Origin of the sequence: Micromonospora alfalfae (assembly GCF_022230925.1) — a bacterium.
Taxonomy (GTDB): Bacteria; Actinomycetota; Actinomycetes; order Mycobacteriales; family Micromonosporaceae; genus Micromonospora; species Micromonospora alfalfae.
Map to the genome: position 1 here is coordinate 222,163 of NZ_JAKKFH010000062.1, position 20,066 is coordinate 242,228.

21 protein-coding genes are annotated in these 20,066 nt (G+C 70.2%); 10 read left to right on the forward strand and 11 right to left on the reverse strand.

Annotated elements, in window-relative coordinates:
- The first annotated feature begins 49 nt into the window (after positions 1–49).
- The gene (locus MED01_RS33955) at positions 50–1,159 is read left to right on the forward strand and encodes a winged helix DNA-binding domain-containing protein (protein ID WP_238672572.1); all 1,110 of its coding nucleotides are present in this window, start codon (positions 50–52) and stop codon (positions 1,157–1,159) included.
- Between the two features lie 10 nt (positions 1,160–1,169).
- On the opposite strand, the gene malQ is transcribed toward MED01_RS33955, so the two are convergent.
- The 5 genes from malQ to MED01_RS33980 all read right to left on the reverse strand — a co-directional run bounded on the left by malQ (position 1,170) and on the right by MED01_RS33980 (position 7,698).
- Positions 1,170–3,170 (reverse strand): 4-alpha-glucanotransferase, encoded by a 2,001-nt coding sequence (gene malQ / locus MED01_RS33960; protein ID WP_238672573.1) that lies wholly within the window; start codon positions 3,168–3,170, stop codon positions 1,170–1,172.
- 192 nt (positions 3,171–3,362) lie between these two features.
- Positions 3,363–4,571: an ABC transporter ATP-binding protein gene (locus MED01_RS33965; protein WP_238672574.1), complete on the reverse strand. Its 1,209-nt coding sequence runs from the start codon at positions 4,569–4,571 to the stop codon at positions 3,363–3,365.
- A 10-nt stretch (positions 4,572–4,581) separates the two neighbouring features.
- On the reverse strand, positions 4,582–5,418 hold the full coding sequence (locus MED01_RS33970; protein WP_091404101.1) for a carbohydrate ABC transporter permease: 837 nt from the start codon (positions 5,416–5,418) through the stop codon (positions 4,582–4,584).
- A gap of 1 nt (position 5,419) precedes the next feature.
- Entirely contained in the window at positions 5,420–6,415 is a 996-nt protein-coding gene (locus MED01_RS33975) for a carbohydrate ABC transporter permease (protein WP_308193592.1), read from the reverse strand.
- Positions 6,412–7,698, reverse strand: a complete 1,287-nt coding sequence (locus MED01_RS33980; RefSeq protein WP_238672575.1) for an ABC transporter substrate-binding protein — start codon at positions 7,696–7,698, stop codon at positions 6,412–6,414. The genes MED01_RS33975 and MED01_RS33980 overlap by 4 nt, the downstream gene beginning before the upstream one ends.
- Positions 7,699–8,291: 593 nt before the next feature.
- On the opposite strand from MED01_RS33980, the gene MED01_RS33985 reads away from it, so the two are divergent.
- The 3 genes from MED01_RS33985 (at position 8,292) to MED01_RS33995 (ending at position 11,633) form a co-directional block, all read left to right on the forward strand.
- On the forward strand, positions 8,292–10,382 hold the full coding sequence (locus MED01_RS33985) for a heavy metal translocating P-type ATPase (protein ID WP_372493793.1): 2,091 nt from the start codon (positions 8,292–8,294) through the stop codon (positions 10,380–10,382).
- Between the two features lie 60 nt (positions 10,383–10,442).
- Positions 10,443–10,874, forward strand: coding sequence for a DUF6153 family protein (locus MED01_RS33990; protein ID WP_238672577.1), 432 nt, complete (start codon positions 10,443–10,445; stop codon positions 10,872–10,874).
- Between the two features lie 96 nt (positions 10,875–10,970).
- Positions 10,971–11,633, forward strand: a complete 663-nt coding sequence (locus MED01_RS33995; protein ID WP_238672578.1) for a DUF305 domain-containing protein — start codon at positions 10,971–10,973, stop codon at positions 11,631–11,633.
- A gap of 163 nt (positions 11,634–11,796) precedes the next feature.
- On the opposite strand, the gene MED01_RS34000 is transcribed toward MED01_RS33995, so the two are convergent.
- Positions 11,797–12,054, reverse strand: a complete 258-nt coding sequence (locus tag MED01_RS34000; protein ID WP_238672708.1) for a flavin reductase — start codon at positions 12,052–12,054, stop codon at positions 11,797–11,799.
- A gap of 279 nt (positions 12,055–12,333) precedes the next feature.
- On the opposite strand from MED01_RS34000, the gene MED01_RS34005 reads away from it, so the two are divergent.
- Both MED01_RS34005 and MED01_RS34010 read left to right on the forward strand, forming a co-directional pair.
- Positions 12,334–13,134 carry a helix-turn-helix domain-containing protein gene (locus MED01_RS34005; protein WP_238672580.1) on the forward strand — a complete coding sequence of 267 codons (801 nt, stop codon included), beginning with the start codon at positions 12,334–12,336 and terminating at the stop codon, positions 13,132–13,134.
- Positions 13,128–13,310: a DUF397 domain-containing protein gene (locus MED01_RS34010; RefSeq protein WP_238672709.1), complete on the forward strand. Its 183-nt coding sequence runs from the start codon at positions 13,128–13,130 to the stop codon at positions 13,308–13,310. Before MED01_RS34005 ends, MED01_RS34010 begins: the two co-directional genes overlap by 7 nt.
- 101 nt (positions 13,311–13,411) lie before the next feature.
- On the opposite strand, the gene MED01_RS34015 is transcribed toward MED01_RS34010, so the two are convergent.
- A complete protein-coding gene (locus MED01_RS34015; protein WP_238672581.1) occupies positions 13,412–14,485 on the reverse strand; it encodes a hypothetical protein in 1,074 nt (357 codons plus the stop codon).
- The gene (locus MED01_RS34020; protein ID WP_238672583.1) at positions 14,482–14,823 is read right to left on the reverse strand and encodes a PadR family transcriptional regulator; all 342 of its coding nucleotides are present in this window, start codon (positions 14,821–14,823) and stop codon (positions 14,482–14,484) included. The genes MED01_RS34015 and MED01_RS34020 overlap by 4 nt, the downstream gene beginning before the upstream one ends.
- Before the next feature lie 110 nt (positions 14,824–14,933).
- Between MED01_RS34020 and MED01_RS34025 the strand changes: the two genes are divergently transcribed.
- From MED01_RS34025 to MED01_RS34035, 3 genes are all read left to right on the forward strand, one after another.
- Complete coding sequence (locus MED01_RS34025; protein ID WP_238672584.1) at positions 14,934–15,638, forward strand: VOC family protein; 705 nt, start codon at positions 14,934–14,936, stop codon at positions 15,636–15,638.
- 185 nt (positions 15,639–15,823) lie between these two features.
- A complete protein-coding gene (locus MED01_RS34030) occupies positions 15,824–16,255 on the forward strand; it encodes a RusA family crossover junction endodeoxyribonuclease (RefSeq protein ID WP_238672585.1) in 432 nt (143 codons plus the stop codon).
- Between the two features lie 47 nt (positions 16,256–16,302).
- Positions 16,303–16,578: a hypothetical protein gene (locus tag MED01_RS34035; protein WP_238672586.1), complete on the forward strand. Its 276-nt coding sequence runs from the start codon at positions 16,303–16,305 to the stop codon at positions 16,576–16,578.
- A 13-nt stretch (positions 16,579–16,591) separates the two neighbouring features.
- Here MED01_RS34035 and MED01_RS34040 read toward each other — a convergent pair whose 3' ends face one another.
- Together MED01_RS34040 and MED01_RS34045 are read right to left on the reverse strand one after the other, a co-directional pair.
- On the reverse strand, positions 16,592–17,368 hold the full coding sequence (locus tag MED01_RS34040) for a L,D-transpeptidase family protein (protein WP_238672587.1): 777 nt from the start codon (positions 17,366–17,368) through the stop codon (positions 16,592–16,594).
- Between the two features lie 410 nt (positions 17,369–17,778).
- Positions 17,779–18,489, reverse strand: coding sequence for an HAD family hydrolase (locus MED01_RS34045; protein ID WP_238672589.1), 711 nt, complete (start codon positions 18,487–18,489; stop codon positions 17,779–17,781).
- A 171-nt stretch (positions 18,490–18,660) separates the two neighbouring features.
- Here MED01_RS34045 and MED01_RS34050 point away from each other — a divergent pair, with 171 nt between their 5' ends.
- The gene (locus tag MED01_RS34050; protein ID WP_238672591.1) at positions 18,661–19,287 is read left to right on the forward strand and encodes a hypothetical protein; all 627 of its coding nucleotides are present in this window, start codon (positions 18,661–18,663) and stop codon (positions 19,285–19,287) included.
- Between the two features lie 31 nt (positions 19,288–19,318).
- Here the strand turns inward: MED01_RS34050 and MED01_RS34055 are convergent, their stop codons facing one another.
- Positions 19,319–19,897: a TetR/AcrR family transcriptional regulator gene (locus tag MED01_RS34055; RefSeq protein WP_112602341.1), complete on the reverse strand. Its 579-nt coding sequence runs from the start codon at positions 19,895–19,897 to the stop codon at positions 19,319–19,321.
- Positions 19,898–20,066: the final 169 nt, after the last annotated feature.

The following is a 20,066-nucleotide window of genomic DNA, read 5'->3' on the forward strand; positions in this document are numbered from 1 at the left end:
TCGGTGGTCGGCCCTAGGCTGGCCGCCCGGCCAGGAAAAGGAGCGCCCGATGCCTGTCGACCTCAGCGCGGCCGACGCGCTGGCGCTGCGGATGACCAGCCTGCTGCTGCGCCCACACCCGAGCGTCCGGCCCGGCACCGTCGCCGAGGTGGTCGAGTGGTTCGGCGCGATGCAGGCACAGGATCTGGCCAGCGGGCTGTGGTCGCTGGGCGCCCGGCTACCCGGTCGCGGCATGGCCGACGTGCAGGCCGCGTTGGAGCAGCGTGAGGCGCTGCGCACCTGGCCGATGCGGGGCACCGTGCACCTCGTCCCGTCCGCCGACGCCCGCTGGATGCTGGAGCTGACCGGCGTACGATCCCTGGCCGGCGTGGCGACCCGGCGGGCGCAGCTCGGCCTCACCGAGGCCGACGCGGACCGGGCGGTGGAGGTGCTCGGCGCCGCACTGGCCGGCGGCGGTCGACTCACCCGCGCGCAGTGCCTTGCCACCCTGCGGGAGGCCGGCCTGGGCACCGACGGGCAACGTGGCTACCACCTGCTGTGGTATGCGAGCGTTCGCGGCGTGACCTGCGTGGCGCCGAACGTCGGCACCGACCAGACCTTCGCCCTGCTCGACGAGTGGGCGCCCACGTCCCACCGGCTGGAGCGGGACGAGGCGCTGGCCCTGCTCGCCCACCGCTACGTACGCGGGCACGGGCCGGTCACCGACCGCGAGTTCGCCGGGTGGAGCGGCCTCACGCTGACCGACGCACGGCGCGGCCTGGTCGCCGCTGGCGACGCGCTGAGCACGGTACGCGTCGACGGCACTCCGATGTACGTCGACGCAAGCCTGGCCGACGTGCCACGCACCACGCCGGACGACGTGTTCGCGCTGCCCGGCTTCGACGAGTATCTGCTCGGTTTCCGGGACCGCACGTTGATGCTCGACCCCGCCCACCAGGCGGCCGTGGTGCCGGGCAACAACGGCATCTTCCAGGCCACGGTGGTCCGCGCCGGTCGTGTGGTGGGCGTGTGGAAGCGCAAGGTCGGCCGCACCGCGGTCACCGTGACGATCCAGCCGCTCACGACGCTCGACGTCGCCGCGCGGGCCCAGGTGGAGCAGGCGCTCGGGCGTTACGCCGACTTCCTCGGGCTGCCGGCCCGCTTCGACTGGCTGACCTGACCCGGCGGCGTCACTGCTTCGGCGGTGCCGGGTCGGCCGGTCGTGGGCGGGCGGCGCTGAGCAGGTCGACGATCCGGGCCACCCGGGAATCCGCGCGGATCTGCGCCACGCTGGCCGGCAGCGGCAGTCGCCAGTTCGGATACTCGTCCACAGTGCCCGGCATGTTGGGTTGGCGCACCTCGCCCAGCACGTCGTACAGGGAGACGCCGAGCAGCCGGGTCGGGCTGGCCGCCAGCGCGGCGTGCATCGCCACCACCACCTCACCGTCGTCGGGCGTCGTCGCCGGTTCAGCCGACCCGGAGCCCGGCGTCGGCTCGGGCAGCAGGTTCTCGGCGGCCAACATCGTGAGCAGCCGGTCCCGATCGGCGGCGGCGCGGGCCCGTTCCACAGCCACGTCGGTGCCGAGCAGCTTCAGCTCGTCGCGCACCCGCACGTGCTCACCGGTCAGGAAGCCCGGCGCGGTGGGCAGGTCGTGGGTGGAGATGGTGGCGAGGGCGTTGCGCGGCCACCGGGCCGGTGGGACGAAATCACCGGCCTCGTCGCGTGCGAACCACAGCACTGTCGAGCCGAGCATGTTGCGCCCCCGCAACCCTCGGGTCACCGCCGGTTGGACCGTGCCGAGATCCTCACCGACCACCACCGCGCCGGCCCGCTGCGCCTCCAACGCGAGGATGCCCAGCATCGCCTCGGCGTCGTAGCGCACGTAGGTGCCCTCGGCCGCACCGCCGCCCGGCGGCACCCACCACAGTCGCCACAGGCCGGCGACGTGGTCGACCCGCAGGCCACCCGCGTGCCGCAGGACGCGGCGCAGCATGTCCCGGTACGCGGCGTAACCGGTGGCGGCGAGCCGGTCCGGGCGCCACGCGGCGAGCCCCCAGTCCTGGCCGAGCTGGTTGAAGTCGTCCGGTGGCGCGCCGACCCGCACGCCCTGGGCCAGCACGTCGGCGAGCTGCCACCCGTCCGCGCCGCCCGGGTCGATGCCGACAGCCAGGTCGTGCACGACACCGACCGGCATCCCCGCCGAGCGGGCCGCCGCAGTGACGGCGTCGAGCTGCTCGTCGCAGAGATGTTGCAGCCAGGCGTGGAAGGTGACCCGGTCGGCGAGGCGCCGACGCTGCTCGGCGACCGCCGGGGCGTCCGGGTGGTGCAGATCCGCCGGCCAGGCCCGCCAGTCGTTGCCGTGCCGCTCGGCGAGCGCGCACCAGGTGGCGAAGCTGGTCAGCGCCGGGTCCGCGGCAAGGTCCACCGGCTGGGCGTACGCGTACAGCAACTCCAGGGCGCGCCGCTTGGCGGCCCACACCTCGTCGTAGTCGATCAGAGGCCCCCGGTCCGGACGCAACGCGTCGACCACCGCCCGGGTCGCCGGGTCCGCCGCCCGGTACGCGGCGGTGTCACCGACCCGCAGGTAGAGCGGATTGACGAAGCGTCGACTGGCCGGCGAGTACGGCGAGGTGGCCACCGGGTGCGCCGGCCCGACCGCGTGCAGCGGGTTGAGCAGCACCAGCCCCGCCCCGGTGGCACCGGCCCACCCGGTGAAGTCGGCGAGGTCACCGAGGTCACCCATGCCCCAGGAACGCTCCGAGGTGAGCGCGTAGAGCTGGAGCATCCACCCCCAGCTCGACGGCGGCACCGGCAGCCGGCGCGGCACCACCACCAGTGTCACCTCGCGGTCGGCGCAGGCCAGCCGGTGCCAACCCAACGGCAGGTCCGCCGGCAGCTCACCGTCGACAGCGCGACGGCCACCGTCCTCCAGGATCACCACACCCGGGCCGGGCAGCGCACGGCCGCGACCGTGGGTGAGCACTATCGTCTCCGGCAGGGCGCTCCGGTCGACCGCACGGGCGGCGGCGAGCGCGTCAGCGATCGCCGACGGGCTGGTGGCGTCCACGCCGAGCAGCCCCAGCACACCCACCACGGTCTCCGGTGCGACAGCGACGCGGCGGTGCCGCCAATCCTCGTACCAGGTGGAAACACCGTGCGCGTTGGCCAGCGCGGCCAATCGTCGGTTCATCCCGTCCCCCGCTTCACGACGCGACCTGCAACCACCCTGCCACGCCCACCCAAACCCCGCAGAACACGCCACCCCGTGCCCCGTCCCGCCCCGCCCCGCCCCGCCCCGCCGATCTTGCACTTACTGTCCCGACACAAGCGGCATTCCACCTGTATCGACAACCGAAAGTGCAAGATCGGCGCGTGCTGGGCGTCAGTCGGCGAGCGCGCCGGCCGCTCGACCCTCGTGCAGGGTCAGGTTGCGGCCGTTGGCCGGGTCGAACAGGTGGATCTTCTCCAGGTTGAACCAGACCCGTCGCGTCTGCCCCTCGGCGACCGGGGACTCGGCGGACAACCGGGTCACCAGGTTGCCGCCGGCACCGGCGAAATCGGCGGCGCCCGCGTCGGCGGCCAGCTCCTCCAACTCGGCGGCGCTGGCCTTCTCACCCTCGACGGTGAAGTAGACGTACTTGTCCGAGCCCATCGACTCGACGATGTCCACCGGCGCCTCGAACTCCATGCCCCGCCGACGGGTGTCGTCGTCGACCAGTTCGGCGTCCTCGAAGTGCTCGGGCCGGATGCCGAGGATCAGCTCGCGGGGCGCGTCGGCCGCCTCCAACTCCCGGCGGACCCGGTCACCGATCGGCACTTTGCCCAGGGCGGTGTGCAGCTCGCCGTCCTGCACGGCGGCGTGCAGGAAGTTCATCGACGGCGAGCCGATGAAGCCGGCCACGAAGAGGTTCTTCGGGTGGTCGTACAGCTCCTGTGGCGGCCCGACCTGCTGCACCGCGCCCCCGCGCATGATCACCACGCGGTCGCCGAGGGTCATCGCCTCGGTCTGGTCGTGGGTGACGTAGACGGTGGTGGTGCCGAGCTGCTTCTGCAGGCGGGACACCACTGTGCGCATCTGCACCCGCAGCTTGGCGTCGAGGTTGGACAACGGCTCGTCCATCAGGAACGCCTTCGGCTGGCGGACGATCGCCCGGCCCATCGCCACCCGCTGACGCTGGCCACCGGAGAGGTTGGCCGGCTTGCGGTCCAGCAGCGAGGTCAGCTCCAGCACCTTCGCCGCCTCGTCGACCTTGCGGTCGATGGTCTCCTTGTCGAGCTTCGCCAGCCGCAGCGGGAACGCCATGTTCTCCCGCACTGTCATGTTCGGGTACAGCGCGTACGACTGGAACACCATGGCGATGTCCCGGTCCCGGGGGGCCTTGTCGTTGACCCGCTGCCCGGCGATGCGCAGCTCACCGGAGCTGATGTCCTCCAGCCCGGCGATCATGTTGAGGGTGGTGGACTTGCCGCAGCCCGAGGGCCCGACCAGGATCACGAACTCGCCGTCGGCGATCTCCAGGTCGACGTCCTGCACGGCGACGGTCCCGTCCGGGAAGCTCTTGCTCACCTTGTCCAGCACGATGTCAGCCATGACTACCCACCTATCCCTTGACCGCGCCGGAGGTCAGACCGGACACGATGCGACGCTGGAAGAAGAGAACGAACAGGATGATCGGAACGGTGATCACCACGGCGGCGGCGCAGATCGCCCCGGTGGGATCCTCGAACTGCGACGCGCCGGTGAAGAACGACAACGCGGCCGGCACCGTGCGGGACCGCTCGGTCGAGGTCAGCGAGATCGCGAACAGGAAGTCGTTCCAGCAGAAGATGAAGACCAGGATCGCCGTGGTGAACAGGCCGGGCGCTGCCAGTGGCGCGATCACCCGGCGGAACGCCTGCCCCTGGGTGGCGCCGTCCATCTTCGCGGCCTTCTCCAGATCCCACGGGATCTGCTTGAAGAACGCCGACAGCGTGTAGATCGCCAGCGGCAGCGCGAAGGTGATGTACGGCAGGATCAGCCCGAGCCAGGTGTCGAAGATCTTGAGCTGACGTTCGATCTCGAACAGCGGCGACACCAGTGACACCTGCGGGAACATCGCGATCAGCAGGGAGACGCCGACCAGCAGCTTCTTACCGGGGAAGTCCAGCCGGCTGATCGCGTACGCGGCCATCGCACCGAGCACCACAGCGATCAGCGTGGCGATCAGCGCGATGCCGATCGAGTTGACCAGTGCCCGGACGAACTGGTCGGTGTCGAAGATGGTCCGGTAGTTGTCCAGCGTCCACTCTCGGGGGATGAAGTTCCCGTCGGTGAGGGTGGCCGGCGTCTTGAACGACAGCGACGCGATCCACAGCACCGGGACCAGCGCGAAGACGACCACGAGGACGTCGAGCAGACCCCAGCGCAGCTTTGCCCTGGTAGTGGTTTCGACAGCCATGTCAGCGCCTCTCTCCGTCGTCGCTGCCCGGAGCAGCGGTGCCGAACAGCTTCACGAAGACGAAGGCGATGATCGCCACGGTGATGAAGATCAGCACCGACATCGTCGAACCGATGCCGAGGTTGAGGCCCCGGATCAGGTTGTTGTAGGCGAGCATCGACACCGACGACGTCTCGTTGCCTCCGGCGGTCAACACGAAGATGTTGTCGAAGACCCGGAACGCGTCCAGGGTGCGGAACAGCAACGCGACAAGGATCGCCGGCTTCATCACCGGCAGCATCACCTTCGTGAACTTCTGCCAGGCGGTCGCGCCGTCGGTGGAGGCCGCCTTGAGCAGGTCCTCCGGGACCAGCGCCAGGCCGGCCATCAGCAGCAGCGCCATGAACGGGGTGGTCTTCCAGATCTCCGCCAGCATGATGATCGCCAGGGAGCTCGCCCGTTCGGTGAGCGGCGCGCCGTCGCTGAACAGGTCGGCCAGGTAACCGGTGCCGGGCGTCCAGGCGTACCGCCAGGAGAACGCGGCGACCACTGTGACGATCCCGTACGGGATCAGCGCCGAGGTCCGGACCAGGCCGCGCCCGACCAGGGTGCGGTGCATGATGATCGCCAGGCCCATGCCGAGCACCAGCTCGACGGCGACGGTGACCACAGTGATCAGCGTGGTCACCCCGAACGCGGTCCACCAGAACTCGTTGGTGAGCACCGTGACGTAGTTCTCCAGCCCGATGAACTCACGCTGGTCGGGGAAGCGCAGGTCGAAGCGCTGCAACGACAACCAGACCGAGTAGATGATCGGGTACGCGGTCACCGCGATCATGACCAGCGCGGCCGGTGCGCAGAGCAGCAGACCGAGCCGGCGTTCGGCCTTCTTGTTCTCGCTCAACGGGGGCTTGCGACGGCCACCACGCTGGGTGGGCACTGTGGCGCGCTGGCCGGTGGCTTCGCTGGTCTCGTCGGCGGCGACATCGGCGCCGGTCGGCGTGGCGTTGATACTCACGGCAGGACCCCCTTGGACTGGAGGGCGTCGGCGATGGCGCCGCGCAGTTCGTCGGCGGTCTGCTGCGGGCGGATCCCCGACGGTGGCGACAGGATCGCCGACATCACTGTGGAGATGCTCTGGTAGGCGGGGGTCAGCGGACGCGTCGCCGGCTCCTTCAGCTCTTCAAGGATGGTGTCCTTCATCGGGTACGCCTCGGTCATCTCCGGGTCGTTGAAGACGGCCTCGATGGTCGGGGGCACACCGTCGTTGATGGCGGAGAACTTCTGGTGCTCGGCGCTGCGGATGCACCGGGCCGCCTCGAAGGACTGCTCCGGGTGCTTGGAGTAGGAGCTGACCGCGAGGTTGACCCCACCGATGGTGACCTTGCTGGGGGTGCCCTCGTCGATGCCCGGAATCCGCGCCCAACCGACCTGCTTGGCCAACTCCGGGTTCGCCTCCTGGAGTGCCGGGTAGACGAACGGCCAGTTCACCTGGAACGCGCCAGCGCCGGACTGGAACTCCAGCCGGACCGGGTCCTCGGTGGCGTTGCTGAACGACGGCGAGGTAACGCCCGACGTGGCGAACTTCTTCAGCTGCTCCAACGCCCGGACAGTGCCGTCGTCCATCACTGCCTTCTTGCCGTCGTCGCTGAGGATCTTCCCACCGGCGCTCTCGGCCAGAGTGTTGTAGAGGACGACAAGACCCTCGTACTGCGCGCCCATGGTGAGCACCTGGTACGGCTTGCCCTGGTCCTTGAGCTGCTGGGCCGCGCTGATCATCTGGTCCCAGGTGGTTGGCGGCTGCGGCACCAGGTCCTTGCGGTACCAGAGCAACTGGACGTTGGTGTTCTTCGGCGCCGCGTACAACTTGTCCTCGTACCGGGCGGTGTCCAACGGCCCGGCGAGGGTGCCCTGCTCGACCTCGGCCTTGTCCTGGCCGGTCCACTCGCGGATCCAGTCGGCGCTGGCGAACTCCTGGGTCCAGGTGACGTCCAGCCCGAGCAGATCCATCCCGTTGTCCTCGGCGGCCAGCCGGCGCACCATCTGCACCCGCTGGTCGTCGGCCTGCCGGGGCAGCACCCGGTAGGCGATCTCGTACCGTCCCTGGGCCTGCGCGTTGCAGTCGTCGACGACCTTCTGCAGGTTCTGCTCTGGCGGGTAGTACAGGTTGATCGTCGGTGGGCCACCAGCGTCGTCAGCGCCACACGCGGCCAGCGGCGCCACGAGTGCCAGCGCGGCAGCCGCCGCGCCCAGCCGAACAACTGGCCGGCGTCGGTGTCGAGCCGTTTCGGGGTCCGTCATCGCCCTCCCCCTCTCCTCGGCGAAAGACCGGGGAGGGCATCCGTGCCCCGGCGCACGGCGAGCCGATTCCGAGTCGGCAAGCTGCGGAAACTCCGGCCCGGATGCTCTGTAGCGGCTACTCTGCCCCACCCGCGAAGTCGCGAAACCTGGCTGTCACACCGAGAGTGCACACAACGATCGACCCTCGGTGCCGTGCGCTCCGACCGCGCGTGTTCGCGCTGGCAGCGGAGGGTTCGGCAGTAACCGACGGGCGGTGTGAGCATGATCGGCGCGCGGGCGGGTAGCGGCAGCGCACCGACTCCTCGCCAAGTTTGGAAGGCGCCCATGCGAACACCGCTGTGTCGAGGTTCGAGACCTACGCGAAGTCGGTCAACCTCGGCCGGGCGGGGATCAGGCCGATAGGCACGAGCATTGCCGGTGGCACCCCGACTCGCCGCGCCGCGCCGCACAGGCCCGCTCAGGTGACGTGCAAGACATCGGCGACCCTAGACGCCGATACCCCCCGGGGGTATGTTGAGGGCGAGGAGGCGATCACGATGTCGCACGACCACCAGCACCACAAGATGAACACTTCCACCCAGGCGACAGACCGGATGAACGGACACGGTGACCACCCCGGTCGCTCGAAGGAACCCGGCGGGCGTGACGCCCCCGCAGGGAAGCACGACGCGCACGCCGGGCATGACAAGCACGCCGGGCACGACCCAGAGGCGTTTCGGCGCAAGTTTTGGCTGAGTCTGGCGTTGACGGTGCCGATCGTGGTGACCAGTCACATGGTGATGGACTGGTTCGGCTATCAGTTGGACTTCCCGGGCATCGGGTGGGTGGGTCCGGTGCTGGGCACGGTGGTGTTCGCCTACGGCGGGTGGCCGTTCCTACAGGGCGCAGTGCGGGAAGTCCGCGACCGGGCGCCGGGGATGATGCTGCTGATCGCGATGGCGATCACCGTCGCCTACGTCGCCTCCCTGGCGACGGCGTTGGGCGCGTTCGACCTGGACTTCTGGTGGGAGCTGGCCGCCCTGGTCACGATCATGCTGCTCGGGCACTGGCAGGAGATGAAGGCCATCGGCCAAGCCCAGGGCGCGCTGTCCGCTTTGGCGGCGCTGCTGCCCGACGACACCGAACGTCTCGGTGGCGACGGTCAGCCCGAGCAGGTGCGCGTCAGTGACCTGGACGTCGGCGACGTGGTGCTCGTGCGCCCAGGCGGCCGGGTGCCGGCCGACGGGCGGATCTCCGACGGCCGGGCGGAGCTTGACGAGTCGATGATTACCGGTGAGTCTCGTCCGGTGCCGCGCGAGGCGGGGGATCGGGTGGTGGCCGGCACGGTGGCCACCGACGCGGCGATCCGGGTCCGGGTCGAGGCCGTCGGTGAGGACACCGCCCTGGCCGGGATCCAGCGCCTGGTCGCCCAGGCGCAGCAGTCCAGTGGCCGGGCGCAGGTGCTGGCCGACCGGTTCGCCGCCTGGCTGTTCTACATCGCCAGCGCCACGGCCGTGGTGACGCTGCTTGTCTGGACGGTGTTCGGCAACCTCGACGAGGCGGTCGTGCGCACGGTGACGGTGCTGGTGATCGCCTGCCCGCATGCGCTCGGCCTGGCCATCCCTCTGGTGATCGCTCTGTCCACCGCCGTCGCCGCCAAGGGCGGCATCCTGATCAAGGACCGCCTCGCCCTGGAACGGATGCGCACGGTCGACGCGGTGTTGTTCGACAAGACCGGCACCCTGACCCGCGGGAAGCACGTCGTCACCGGCGTCACCGCCGCCACCGGAAGCAGCGACGCCGACGTCCTGGCGATCGCGGCGGCGGTGGAAGCCGACAGCGAGCATCCCCTCGCCCGGGCCATCGTCACTGCCGCCGCCCAGCAGGGGGCCCGGCGCACCGCGACGGGGTTCCGGTCACTGACCGGGCGCGGGGTACGCGCCGAGGTCGACGGCGTCAGCTACGCCGTCGGCGGGCCCGCGCTGCTGCGCGAACTGCGGGCCGCAGCGCCGGATGACCTGCGCCGCCAGCACGACGAGTGGTCGGGCCGGGGAGCCGCGGTGCTGCACCTGCTGCGCCTCGACGACGACCAGGCCAGGGTGATCGGCGCCCTCGCCCTCGAAGACCAGGTCCGTCCCGAAGCGCGGCAAGCCATCGCCGAACTACGCCAGCAGGGCATCCGCAAGATCGCCATGATCACCGGTGACGCCCGCTCGGTCGCCGAGGCGGTCGCCGCGGACCTGGGCTTTCGCCCGGGCGAGGATGAGGTGTTCGCCGAGGTGCTGCCAGCGGACAAGGACGACGCCGTGGCCGAACTACAGAAACGCGGACTACGAGTGGCGATGGTCGGCGACGGCGTCAACGACGCCCCCGCGCTGGCCCGCGCCGACGTCGGGATCGCGATCGGCGCCGGCACCGACGTCGCCATCGAGTCCGCCGGGGTGGTCCTCGCCTCCTCCGACCCGCGCGCAGTCGCAGGGGTGATCCGCCTGTCCCGCGCCTCCTACCGAAAGATGATCCAGAACCTGGCCTGGGCCGCCGGTTACAACGTGATCGCCCTGCCGTTGGCCGCCGGCGTCCTCGCCTGGGCCGGGGTGACCCTCAGCCCCGCGATCGGGGCCGTGCTGATGTCCGCCTCCACCATCGTGGTCGCCCTCAACGCCCAACTCCTGCGCCGCGTGCACCTGCGCCCCGCGAGCGAGTGAGAAGCGGCGATCGCGGGATCGGCCGGGATGAGCCGACGGCGGCACACTAGCGTGGAGCGCATGACCCAGCCAGCAGCACGAACCGGACACCTGGTCCGGTTCGTGCTGCTGGCCTGCACCCTCATCGGGCTGGCCGCCATGCACAGCCTCGGCCACGACCCTTTGTCGATGCGATCCGACAGCGGGCACAGCAGCCCCACCACCGCCGTACTGGCCCCGCCCGCCGCTCAAGACGGATGCACCAGCGACACCTGCGACCAGCAAACGGTTACACCGGCCGGCCACGGCAACGGGCACATGCCCGGCTGGCAGGTGTGCCTGGCCGTGGTCACCGCTCTCAGCCTCGCGGTTGTCCTCGGTCTCCTGCTGTTCACGCACACCAGCCGCGCCCATACCCGCATCCGCTCTGCCTGCTGTGCCACAAGTTGCCGGGCACCGCCCGCGCGCAGGCTCGGACTACACCTGGCCTCGGTGTCGGTGCTGCGCACATAGGGGCACCCGCGCTGCCCGGCGGGCACCTCCGTCGGCTGCGTCGCGCGCCTGTCCCATGCACGCAGTTTTCCTTGACACCGAAAGGCACAACCCGCGATGACTCGCACTCACCTGCGCCGCGCCGTCATGGCCGCGCTCAGCTTCACCGCCGCCGTCAACCTCACCGGATGCGGCGCCGGCGACCACAGCTCCGCCGCGGGCGGGCACAGCTCCACCATGGCCAGCCCGACCGCCACCAGCGGCCAGAACACCAGCCCTGGGGCCGGCAACCCGGCTGACGTCATGTTCGCCCAGATGATGATCCCGCACCACCAGCAGGCCGTGCAGATGGCCGACCTCGCAGCCACCCGCGCCACCGGCCCCGAGGTCAAGCAACTCGCCGCCCAGATCAAGGCCGCCCAAGGGCCAGAGATCGACACCATGACCCGGTGGCTGGCCGCCTGGGGCACGCCCACACCGACGGCCAGCAACACCGGCATGCACCACGGCACGAGCCCCAGCGCCATGCCCGGCATGGACCACAGCATGCCCGGCATGATGACCGACGCCGACATGGCCAAACTCGCCGCCGCCACCGGCACCGAGTTCGACAAGCAGTTCCTCACCATGATGATCGCCCACCACCAGGGCGCTATCACCATGGCCAAGGACGAGACCACAAACGGCGCCAACGCCGACGCCAAGGCCCTCGCCCAGCAGATCATCGACGACCAGCAGGCCGAGATCGCCACCATGAACAAGATCCTCGCCCGGATCTAACGATCGGTTGCCCGGGCGTCTCACGACGCCCGGGCACTCGCCACCTTCTCACTGGCAGGGCAGGTTGCGCCTGGCCGCGGTGCTCACCGGCGAGGGACCCGGACACACCGACGGGGTGCCGCTGATCCACTTCCCGGGATGAGCTACGGCGGGCCGAGCAACGTCAGCCCCGGGCCCTCGCCCAGGAGAGGAAGCGCTCGGTCATCCTGGTCGGTGGATGATCCGGATGGAGCTGGGTGAGCTGGATCGTCGCCTCGTGCATCAGAGTGCCGAGGTAGATCAGCAGTGCGGTCCGGCTGGTCCGGTACTCCGTCAGCAGGGCGAGCTTGGCCGGTTGGCAGGGCCACTCGGTGCCACAGTTCCGGCACCGCCACAGCGGGCGCATTGCGACGTGCGGGACGGGCGGCCGGACCACCACCATCACCGCCACCGCGCCGAGGGCTGCTGGGCTGTCGGGGTGAGCACATCGACCTCCTCGGGGACGGGGAAGGGGCCGCTCCCGCAAGGGGGAAACGGGAGCGACCCCGGGGGCAGGGCCCACCGCCGCCATTCCGGCCACCAGCGGACCCGCCACTGGTGACAGTGTGGTGATGAGCCGACTACCGTCGATACGTGCTCGCGCCATCTGTGCAGCTCAGCGGTCCAGGTGAGCACCCATGAGGGACACGCCGAGCCAGACTGAGCGAAGGTTGGGGAATCAATGGGGACCGTCACCGACTACGTGCTGGAGGAGTTGCGCCTGTTCCGGACGGGGTCCGGGCTCAGTCAGGACGACTTCGGCAGGGGCATCGGTTATTCGGGTTCACACGTCAGCTCCGTGGAGACCGGTGGGCGACCGCCCACGAAGGAGTACATGAGGGCGGTCGACACCCAGCACCGGACCGGCGGACGTTTCCTGCGCATGCTGGACGGGTTGGCCCGGCTCGACGCCGAGCCGGCCTGGCTGCGCGAGTGGATCGAGTTCGAGCGGGAGGCGACCACGCTGCGCTGGTTCGAGTTGGCGTACGTGCCGGGCCTGCTCCAGACCGAGCGGTACGCCCGCGCGACGCTGGCCGGTGGCCGGTTCGACGCCGAGGATGTGGACCGGATCGTCGCCTCCCGGTTGGAGCGCCAGGCGATCCTGCACCGCCCGCGCCCGCCGCAGCTCATCGCCGTGCTGGACGAGGCGGTGCTGCGCCGGCCGGTGCTCGACCAGCCGGGCCTCATGGTCGAGCAGTGCGAGCACCTGGCCCAGTTGGCGACGGCGGAGCATATCCAGGTGCACATCGTGCCGGTGGATGCTGGGATGTATCTGGGGCTGGCCGGTCAGTTCATCATCGCCGAGATGCCGGACGGCGAGCGGGTGGCTCACGCCGACAACCAGCTCACCGCGCAGTTCGTCGATGCCTCGGCCGACGTCGCTAAGCTGGCGAAGACGTGGGAGATCGTGCGGAACGAGGCGCTCCCCCGCCGGCAGTCAACCGAGCTGATCAAGGAAGTGGCGAAGTCATGGGCATGCTGACCCCACAGTGGCGCAAGTCGACCCGGTCCGGCGGCAACGGCGGATCCTGCGTCGAGGTCGCCGACAACCTGCCGAGCGTGGTGCTGGTGCGTGACACCAAGGACCGCGACGGCGGCACCCTGCACGTCGACCCGACGGCCTGGAAGACCTTCGTCGAGTACGCCAAACAGCACTGACCAAAACCGAGTAGAAGGCCCCCACCCGAGGGCCTTCTACTCGCATTCCCGGGCTCGATCACGCCCTACGGGCCCGGGAGTCGGACAACAGCGGCGGAGTTTCAGCTCGCTATCACCGCTGTCTGCGTTCCCTGCTGGGCGCCGGGGCGGGCGAGCAGAATCGCGGCACCCGCGAGCATGACCCCGGCGATGGTCAGGGCGAGAACCTGCCAAGTTGGCCCGACCGGGTAATAGCGGCCGGGGTTGAACGCGCTGTGCACGGTGAAGACCGGGCCGACGTCGCCGTGATCTCTGAATGCCCGCAGCACGTTGCCGTACAGGGCTACTGCCGGCAGAGCGAGCGCGATCAGCGCTACGGCCCAGAGCCCGGCGGAGGCGCGCCGCCGTTCGGCCGACGCCTCCACGATCCGGTACGCGAGGGCCGCTGCGATCAGCCACCCCACGACAAGTCCGATCAGGATGCCCGCCACGATCAGAGGTAGGAACAAGGACGTGCTCTGCACCCAGCCGTCGAGGTGGACAGAGCCGTGCTCGGCGCTGACGTAGCTCCGCACCTGGAGTGTCAGCCCGTTCGACCTGGCGCTGAACGTCGAGTTGCGCATCGGGAGGTCGACGAAGGATTTGGTGTCAGGGTTGAACGCGAACGCTTGGCCGCCGAGTGGCGTGACGTCGGAGACTGACCAGCCATCAGCTGAGAAACGCTGCCGGGCCTGCTCAGCGTCCCAGTTGGCATCGACTTCGGAAGTCGTCGAGATCGACTCCTCCTGCCATGGTGACGCGACGCGCAGCTGGACGGAATCGTTGGCGGCACCGCTGGCCCGCTGGGCCAGGCTGGCGGTCGTGGCGTCGTCGGGCAGGTCCGCGAACGTCTGGGAACCTGTCCACGACCCGACGGCCCCACCGAACGCGCCCATCGTCAGGGCGAGGAGGACCGCCGCGATCACCGCGAGCGGCCGGCGGGTGGGGAGCCGGAGCCGCTGGCGCAGGCCGCTGGCGAGCAGGTGCAGGGCCTCCCCGGGCCGAGGGCGGCGCTGCCCGGGTGCTGCCATCTCAAGGAGCGTGGTGATCATCTCGGTGCCGTACCGGCGCCGATGCCGGCCCGGGTACGCAAGCAGCAGCTTGCGGTAGTGGCGTTCGAGACTGCGGTCGCCGGCCGACCACGTGGCGGCGGTCATGCGGACACCGCCCCGAAGCCCAGGGCACCACCGAGGCGCTTGCTCAGCTGGTCATCGGCCGCCGTCGCATGCCGACGCAGTCGCTCGGCCTGGGCTTGCAGGGCCGCTGCTCCCGCCTCGTTGAGCCGGTAGTAGCGACGAAGTCGCCCGTCGACGGCCTCCTCCCGGTCAACCTCGATCAGGCGTTGCTCGACCAAACGGTCGAGTGCGCCGTAGAGGGTGCCCGGCCGCAGCTTCACGTCGCCCGCCGACAAATCTTCCACCGCCTGCACTACCCCGTAGCCGTGCAACGGCTGGGCGGCCAGAGCGGTGAGGATGAGAAAGGTAGATTCATGCATGCGTGGATAATACGTGCGGCGTTATATAACGTCAAATATCCTATCCAGGAGGGCGTCAACCCAGCACCGTCTGCCCGGACACATCCGCTCCCACCAGTCATGCTGGAAGCATGATCGCGCGCTTCAAGGATCTCTGTCTGGACGCCAACGACCCGCTCGCACTCGGCGGCTTCTGGGCCCGCATGCTCGACGGTGACGTGGCCGATGCCGGTGACGACGACACCCGGGTGGACCCGCGCTCCGCGCGCTCCAACGCCGAGTCGATCTGGGTGAACAAGGTGCCCGAGCCTCGGGTCGGCAAGACCCGCGTACACCTGGATCTGCGGTTGGCCGACGCGGACCCGGCGGCGCTGCTCGCGGACGGCGCCCAACTGGTACGCGACCCAGGCGGTGAGGCGTCCTGGTGGGTGCTCGACGACCCGGAGGGCAACGAGTTCTGCGCGTTCCCGGCTCGCGACGGTGCCCTGCCGGGCCCGTTCGAGTTGGTCGTCGACTCGACCGACCCGGTTGCGCAGGCGACCTGGTGGGCCGGGGTGGTCGGCGGCACCGTCGAGCACGAGTTGAGCACCTCGTCGGTGGCCGGCGCGGCCGGGTTCCCGTGGGAGTACTGGGTGTTCGTCGGGGTGGCCGAGCCCAAGACGGTCAAGAATCGGCTGCACTGGGACGTCGACCTGGTCGACCCGGAGCCAATGGCGCTGATCGCGGCGGGCGCGACCCTGCTGCGGGAGCCTCTCGACGAGGCGCACTGGTGGTGGGTGCTGGCCGACCCCGAGGGCAACGAGTTCTGCGCCTTCGCCCCACGCCCCACCGGGTGAACGACCGACTACCGAGCGCGGGCGTCGTCGGCTAGCGTTTTCCTAGCGCCGTAGCCGGCGCGTTCGCCGCCGCCGTCGACACGCCTCCGGCCGACCCATGCCTGCCCGATCGGTTGGTAATCGCGGGAACGTCCCCCCGCCGCTCCCCCGGTTCGGCAGGATCGTCCCAACGAGGAGGTGCCGTCGTGCAGGACACCCGCGCTCTCGCCCTGACGTTCGAGGTGAGCGGCCTGCCACCGGTCAAGACCGAAGCGTTGTCCATCTTCGCCGCCGGGCACCGGCAGGCGACGAGGGTCCGCACCCTGCTCCAGGCCGCCCTCGCCGCGGCCCAACGCACCGGCTGGACGCCGTTGCCCGGGCCGATCGAGGTGGACCTGGTGTTGCGTTGCCCGCCCGGGCACCGTACGTCCGACGCCAGCACCCTGCTCGGCGGCGTCTGCGCGGTGTTGCAGGACAAGAAGCGGGTGTCGAGCATCGGCCTCGCCCACCTCGGCGTGCTGGTGGACGTCGCCCTCTACGACGACGACCGGCAGATCCGTCGGCTGTCGTACCACGAGGAGCCGGCGGAGGAGTTCTCGTACCAGGTGCGGGTCGCCGCCGCACCGACCGGGGTTTGACCGACGTCCGCGGTGGGGTATCGCGGACGCCGACGAAGGGAGCACCGATGTCGGAGCCACATGTCACGCTCGACCCCCGCGGGCTCGATCCTGTGCAGCAGAAGCTGCGCGGCCCGCTGGAGGAGCAGCTGACCTCGGCGCTTCAGGCGGCCACCGAGCGGGTCCGCTCCGGCTACGCCGGCGAACCGGTCGAGCAGGTCTGCCAGCGGCTGTTGGAGGAGACCCGCTCCGGGTTGCATCCCGACATCGCTGCCGGGTTCAACCCGGACATGGACGAGTTCTGCCGGGTGGCGGTGGCGATCGTCCGGCGCGAGGACGGCTGAGCCGCGGCGGCTCTCAGTATCGGCTGAGCTGGGCGTACGGGCTGAGCACGATGCGTGGTGACAGCGCCGGGTCCAGCCAGTTGAGCACGTCGACAAGGTGATCGTGGGCGAGGGAGACGCAACCAGCGGTGGCGTTGCCGGCGCTGGTGCTGAACTGGTGCAGGAAGATCCCGCTGCCCGCGTTCGGCACCGGCTTCGGCACGTTCGGCGGCATGTTGTAGGTGATCACCGCGAAGTGCGTGTACGCGGGGACCTCCTTCCACAGTGCCTCGCTGGCCCCGCCCGGGTTCGTCGCACTGTGCTGGAAGGTGTTGTAGAGCGCCGACGACGGGTTCTCGTTCCACCAGTCACCGCTGACCAGCCGGTGGTAGGGGAAGCGCACGCCCGGGTTGGCGTCGATGCCGTACATGGTGGGGCCGATCGAGTAGACGCCGGTCGGCGTGGTCGGCACACCCTCCACGTGGTTGTCGCTGAAGCCCTTCGAGCCGATCCGGGCGGGCAACGACGCCGAGGCCGGCTGCCAGGTGCTCCGCACCCGCACGAACGCCTCCAGCGTGGCGTAGGTGGTGGTGTAGCTGCTGGCGCCGACGATGATCACCTGCTTCGTCTCCGCCGGCAGCGTTGTCAATGCGCTGGCCCGGTTCTGGGGCTGCCACCTCGGCAGGGGTCGCGGCGCCGGGGCCGTGCCGACGCTCGGCCCCACCGCCGCGAGTGCGGGCGCGGGCGGGGTGAGCACGGCCGGGGCGACCAGGCCCGCCGCCGCGCCGAGTAGGAGAGATCTGCGCTTCATGCCGCCATCCTGACAGTCGAACCGGCGCGCGGTCTGCCCCGCTCGGAGCTGTCGAACGATTCGCGGGCCGGGTCAGGACCGGGTCCGCAACTACCCGGCCCTGACCCTCGGCCGTCCGGCAGGGAAGCGGACAGCTCCGGCACCCCGCCGCGCGGGCGTGGCACGACGCCACACGCCAGAACGGGGTGAGCCAGCCACTTCGCACTCAGCTCCACGGTGCTCACCCGCCGAACGCCGACGCGCTCCCGACACACCCCGGAGGGCCGTGAGCGCCGAACCAGGTTAGGCGCGCCCCGACCGGCCGGACAAGCCGCGTCGGACGACCGGCGGCAGGACTGATCCCACGATGAAAATCGGGCAGGTTGGCGTAACGCGACCATGATCGCCGACGCTGTTTGGCTTCGGTACGGTCAGAAGTGGCGCAGCAGGTCCCGGAACGCGGCGAGCCGCAGCACCCCGCCGTCGGTCGGGTCCAGCTCGTCATCCTCCAGCACCCAGGTGTTCGCGTTCGGAATGAACACCGCGTTCAACCCGGCGGCCCGCGCCGGCAGGATGTCGGACTTCGGGGAGTTGCCGATCATCCACGCGTCGTCCGGCGCGAAGCCGTGCTCCCGAATGAGCCACCGGTACGTGTCGACGTTCTTCTCGGCGACGATGTGCGCGGCGCCGAAGTGGTGCAGCAGACCGCAGGCGTCCAGCTTGCGCTGCTGCTCCTCCCGATCGCCCTTGGTGAGCAGCAGCAACTCGTGTCGACCGGCCAGCTCGTCGAGCGCGTCGGCCACCCCGGGCATCAGCTCCACCTGGTGCTCGACGAGGGCCACCGCCAGCTGGTCGATCTCCTGACGTTCGGAGTCGGTGGCCGGCCGCTCGCGCAGCCGCTCCAGGCACTCCGCCAGGCTGCGCAGGAAGACCTTGCTGCCGTACCCGTGCGCCACCGCGTTGGCCCGTTCGATGTCGTCGAGGACGGACCGCAACGCGGCCCGGTCCAGGGTCGGGTGGTCCAGCCAGCCCAGGAAGTCGTCGATCACCCGCTCGAAGACGACGTTGTTCTCCCACAACGTGTCGTCCGCATCGAAGATCAGCACCTGCGCCTGTCGTCGCGCCGCCACGCCGACCGTCATGCCATGCCCTCCCCGTGCCACCGCCGCCAAGACCGAGAGACAGGATAGGCGGGAGATCGACGTGAGATCTTCCGGATTTTCGTGAACCGTTCCGGCGCGGCCGTCGTCATGCGGAGGCGACATCCATGATGATTTCCGCCCAGGTTCGGGACGGCTGTTGAGGAGTGCGGCATGGCCACCATGAAGTGGGTCACCGGCGCGGCGATGCTGGCCTGCGCCAGTGTGCTGGTGGCGTGCCAGGGCGGTGCGGACAAGGCGGCGGGCACGCCGACTCCGTCGGGCGCCCTGACAGGCGCGCCGACGGCAGCGGCGCCGACCACGCCATCGGCAGCGGCGAGCGACCCACTGCTGTCCGGCACGCGCGAGGTCACCATCACCCGGGTGCAGGGTTCGGGGAAGCCGTTGGAGATCAGCGGGCGGCTTGAGGAGGGCGGCGACGCCGGCGGTCGCATCCTGTTCGTGCCGACACCGATCGGCGGCGACCGGTACGTGATCAGGGCGTTCGGCACGAAGGACGGCCACCCCGCCAACGACGACCCGTCCTGCTGGCAGGTGAACGGCCTGGACATCGAGCCCGAACTGACAATCGGGGCCGTCGTCTGCGACCAGGACGACCCGATCCAGCGGTTCACCATCATCGCCAAGGGCGACGGCACGTACACGATCGGCAGCGAGACCCGTGTCCTCCAGCACCTCCCCGGCAACGGCCTCGTCCTCAAGGAGTTGGGCAACGCCAAGCTGAACACCACGTTCCGGTTCACCGACAAGGGCCCGGCCGACCGCCAGCCCATCAACTGACCAGGATCCGGGGAGTTCGGCGGTGGCCTGGTCAGGGCCACCGCAGCAACCGTTGCGCGATCAACGCCTCGCGGTCCTCCTGCCCCTCGGGTCGCAGCCGGCCACCGCGGGTGAGCATCACCACGCCGTGCAGCAGGCTCCAACCCACCTCGGCGAGGGTGTCCGGGTCCCGTCCCTCGGCCAGCGGGGTCAGGGCCGCCCGCAGCTCGGCGAAGACCGCCCGCGGCGCGGCCGGCACACCATCCACGCCGAGGGCCAGGTCGGGGGTCAGCGCGAGCATCGCGTCATAGACCTCAGGATTCGTGTACGCGAAGTCGAGGTACGCGGTCGCGACCGCCGGCCAGACCCCCTCCGGGCTCCCGGCGGTCTCCGCGTGCGCCTCGGCGAGGTCGGCGGCCAGATCGGCGAAGGCGCACACCGCGACCGCGGCGATCAGCGCCTCCAGATCGGCGAAGTGCCGATAGATGTCACCCATGTCGATCTCGGTTCGTTCGGCGAGCCGTCGGGTGGTCACACCCGCCCAGCCCTCCGTCTCGGCCAACTCTCGCGCGACAGTGACGATGAGGTCACGCCGGTCCTGTTCAGTGGCCTTCTCGGCAGGTCCGGGCACGTCCACGAGCGTAGAGGCGTACACCTGCCGTGGCGGTCGGGTGACGGATTGGTGACTGTTGTCTGTCGCCGGCCCCTTCGCTCCACGTGCCACAGCCGCACGCTGGCTCGTTAGGCATGGAGATCACCGCGACGGGAGGGCCCGTGATCGTTCGGCGACACCGGCGCGT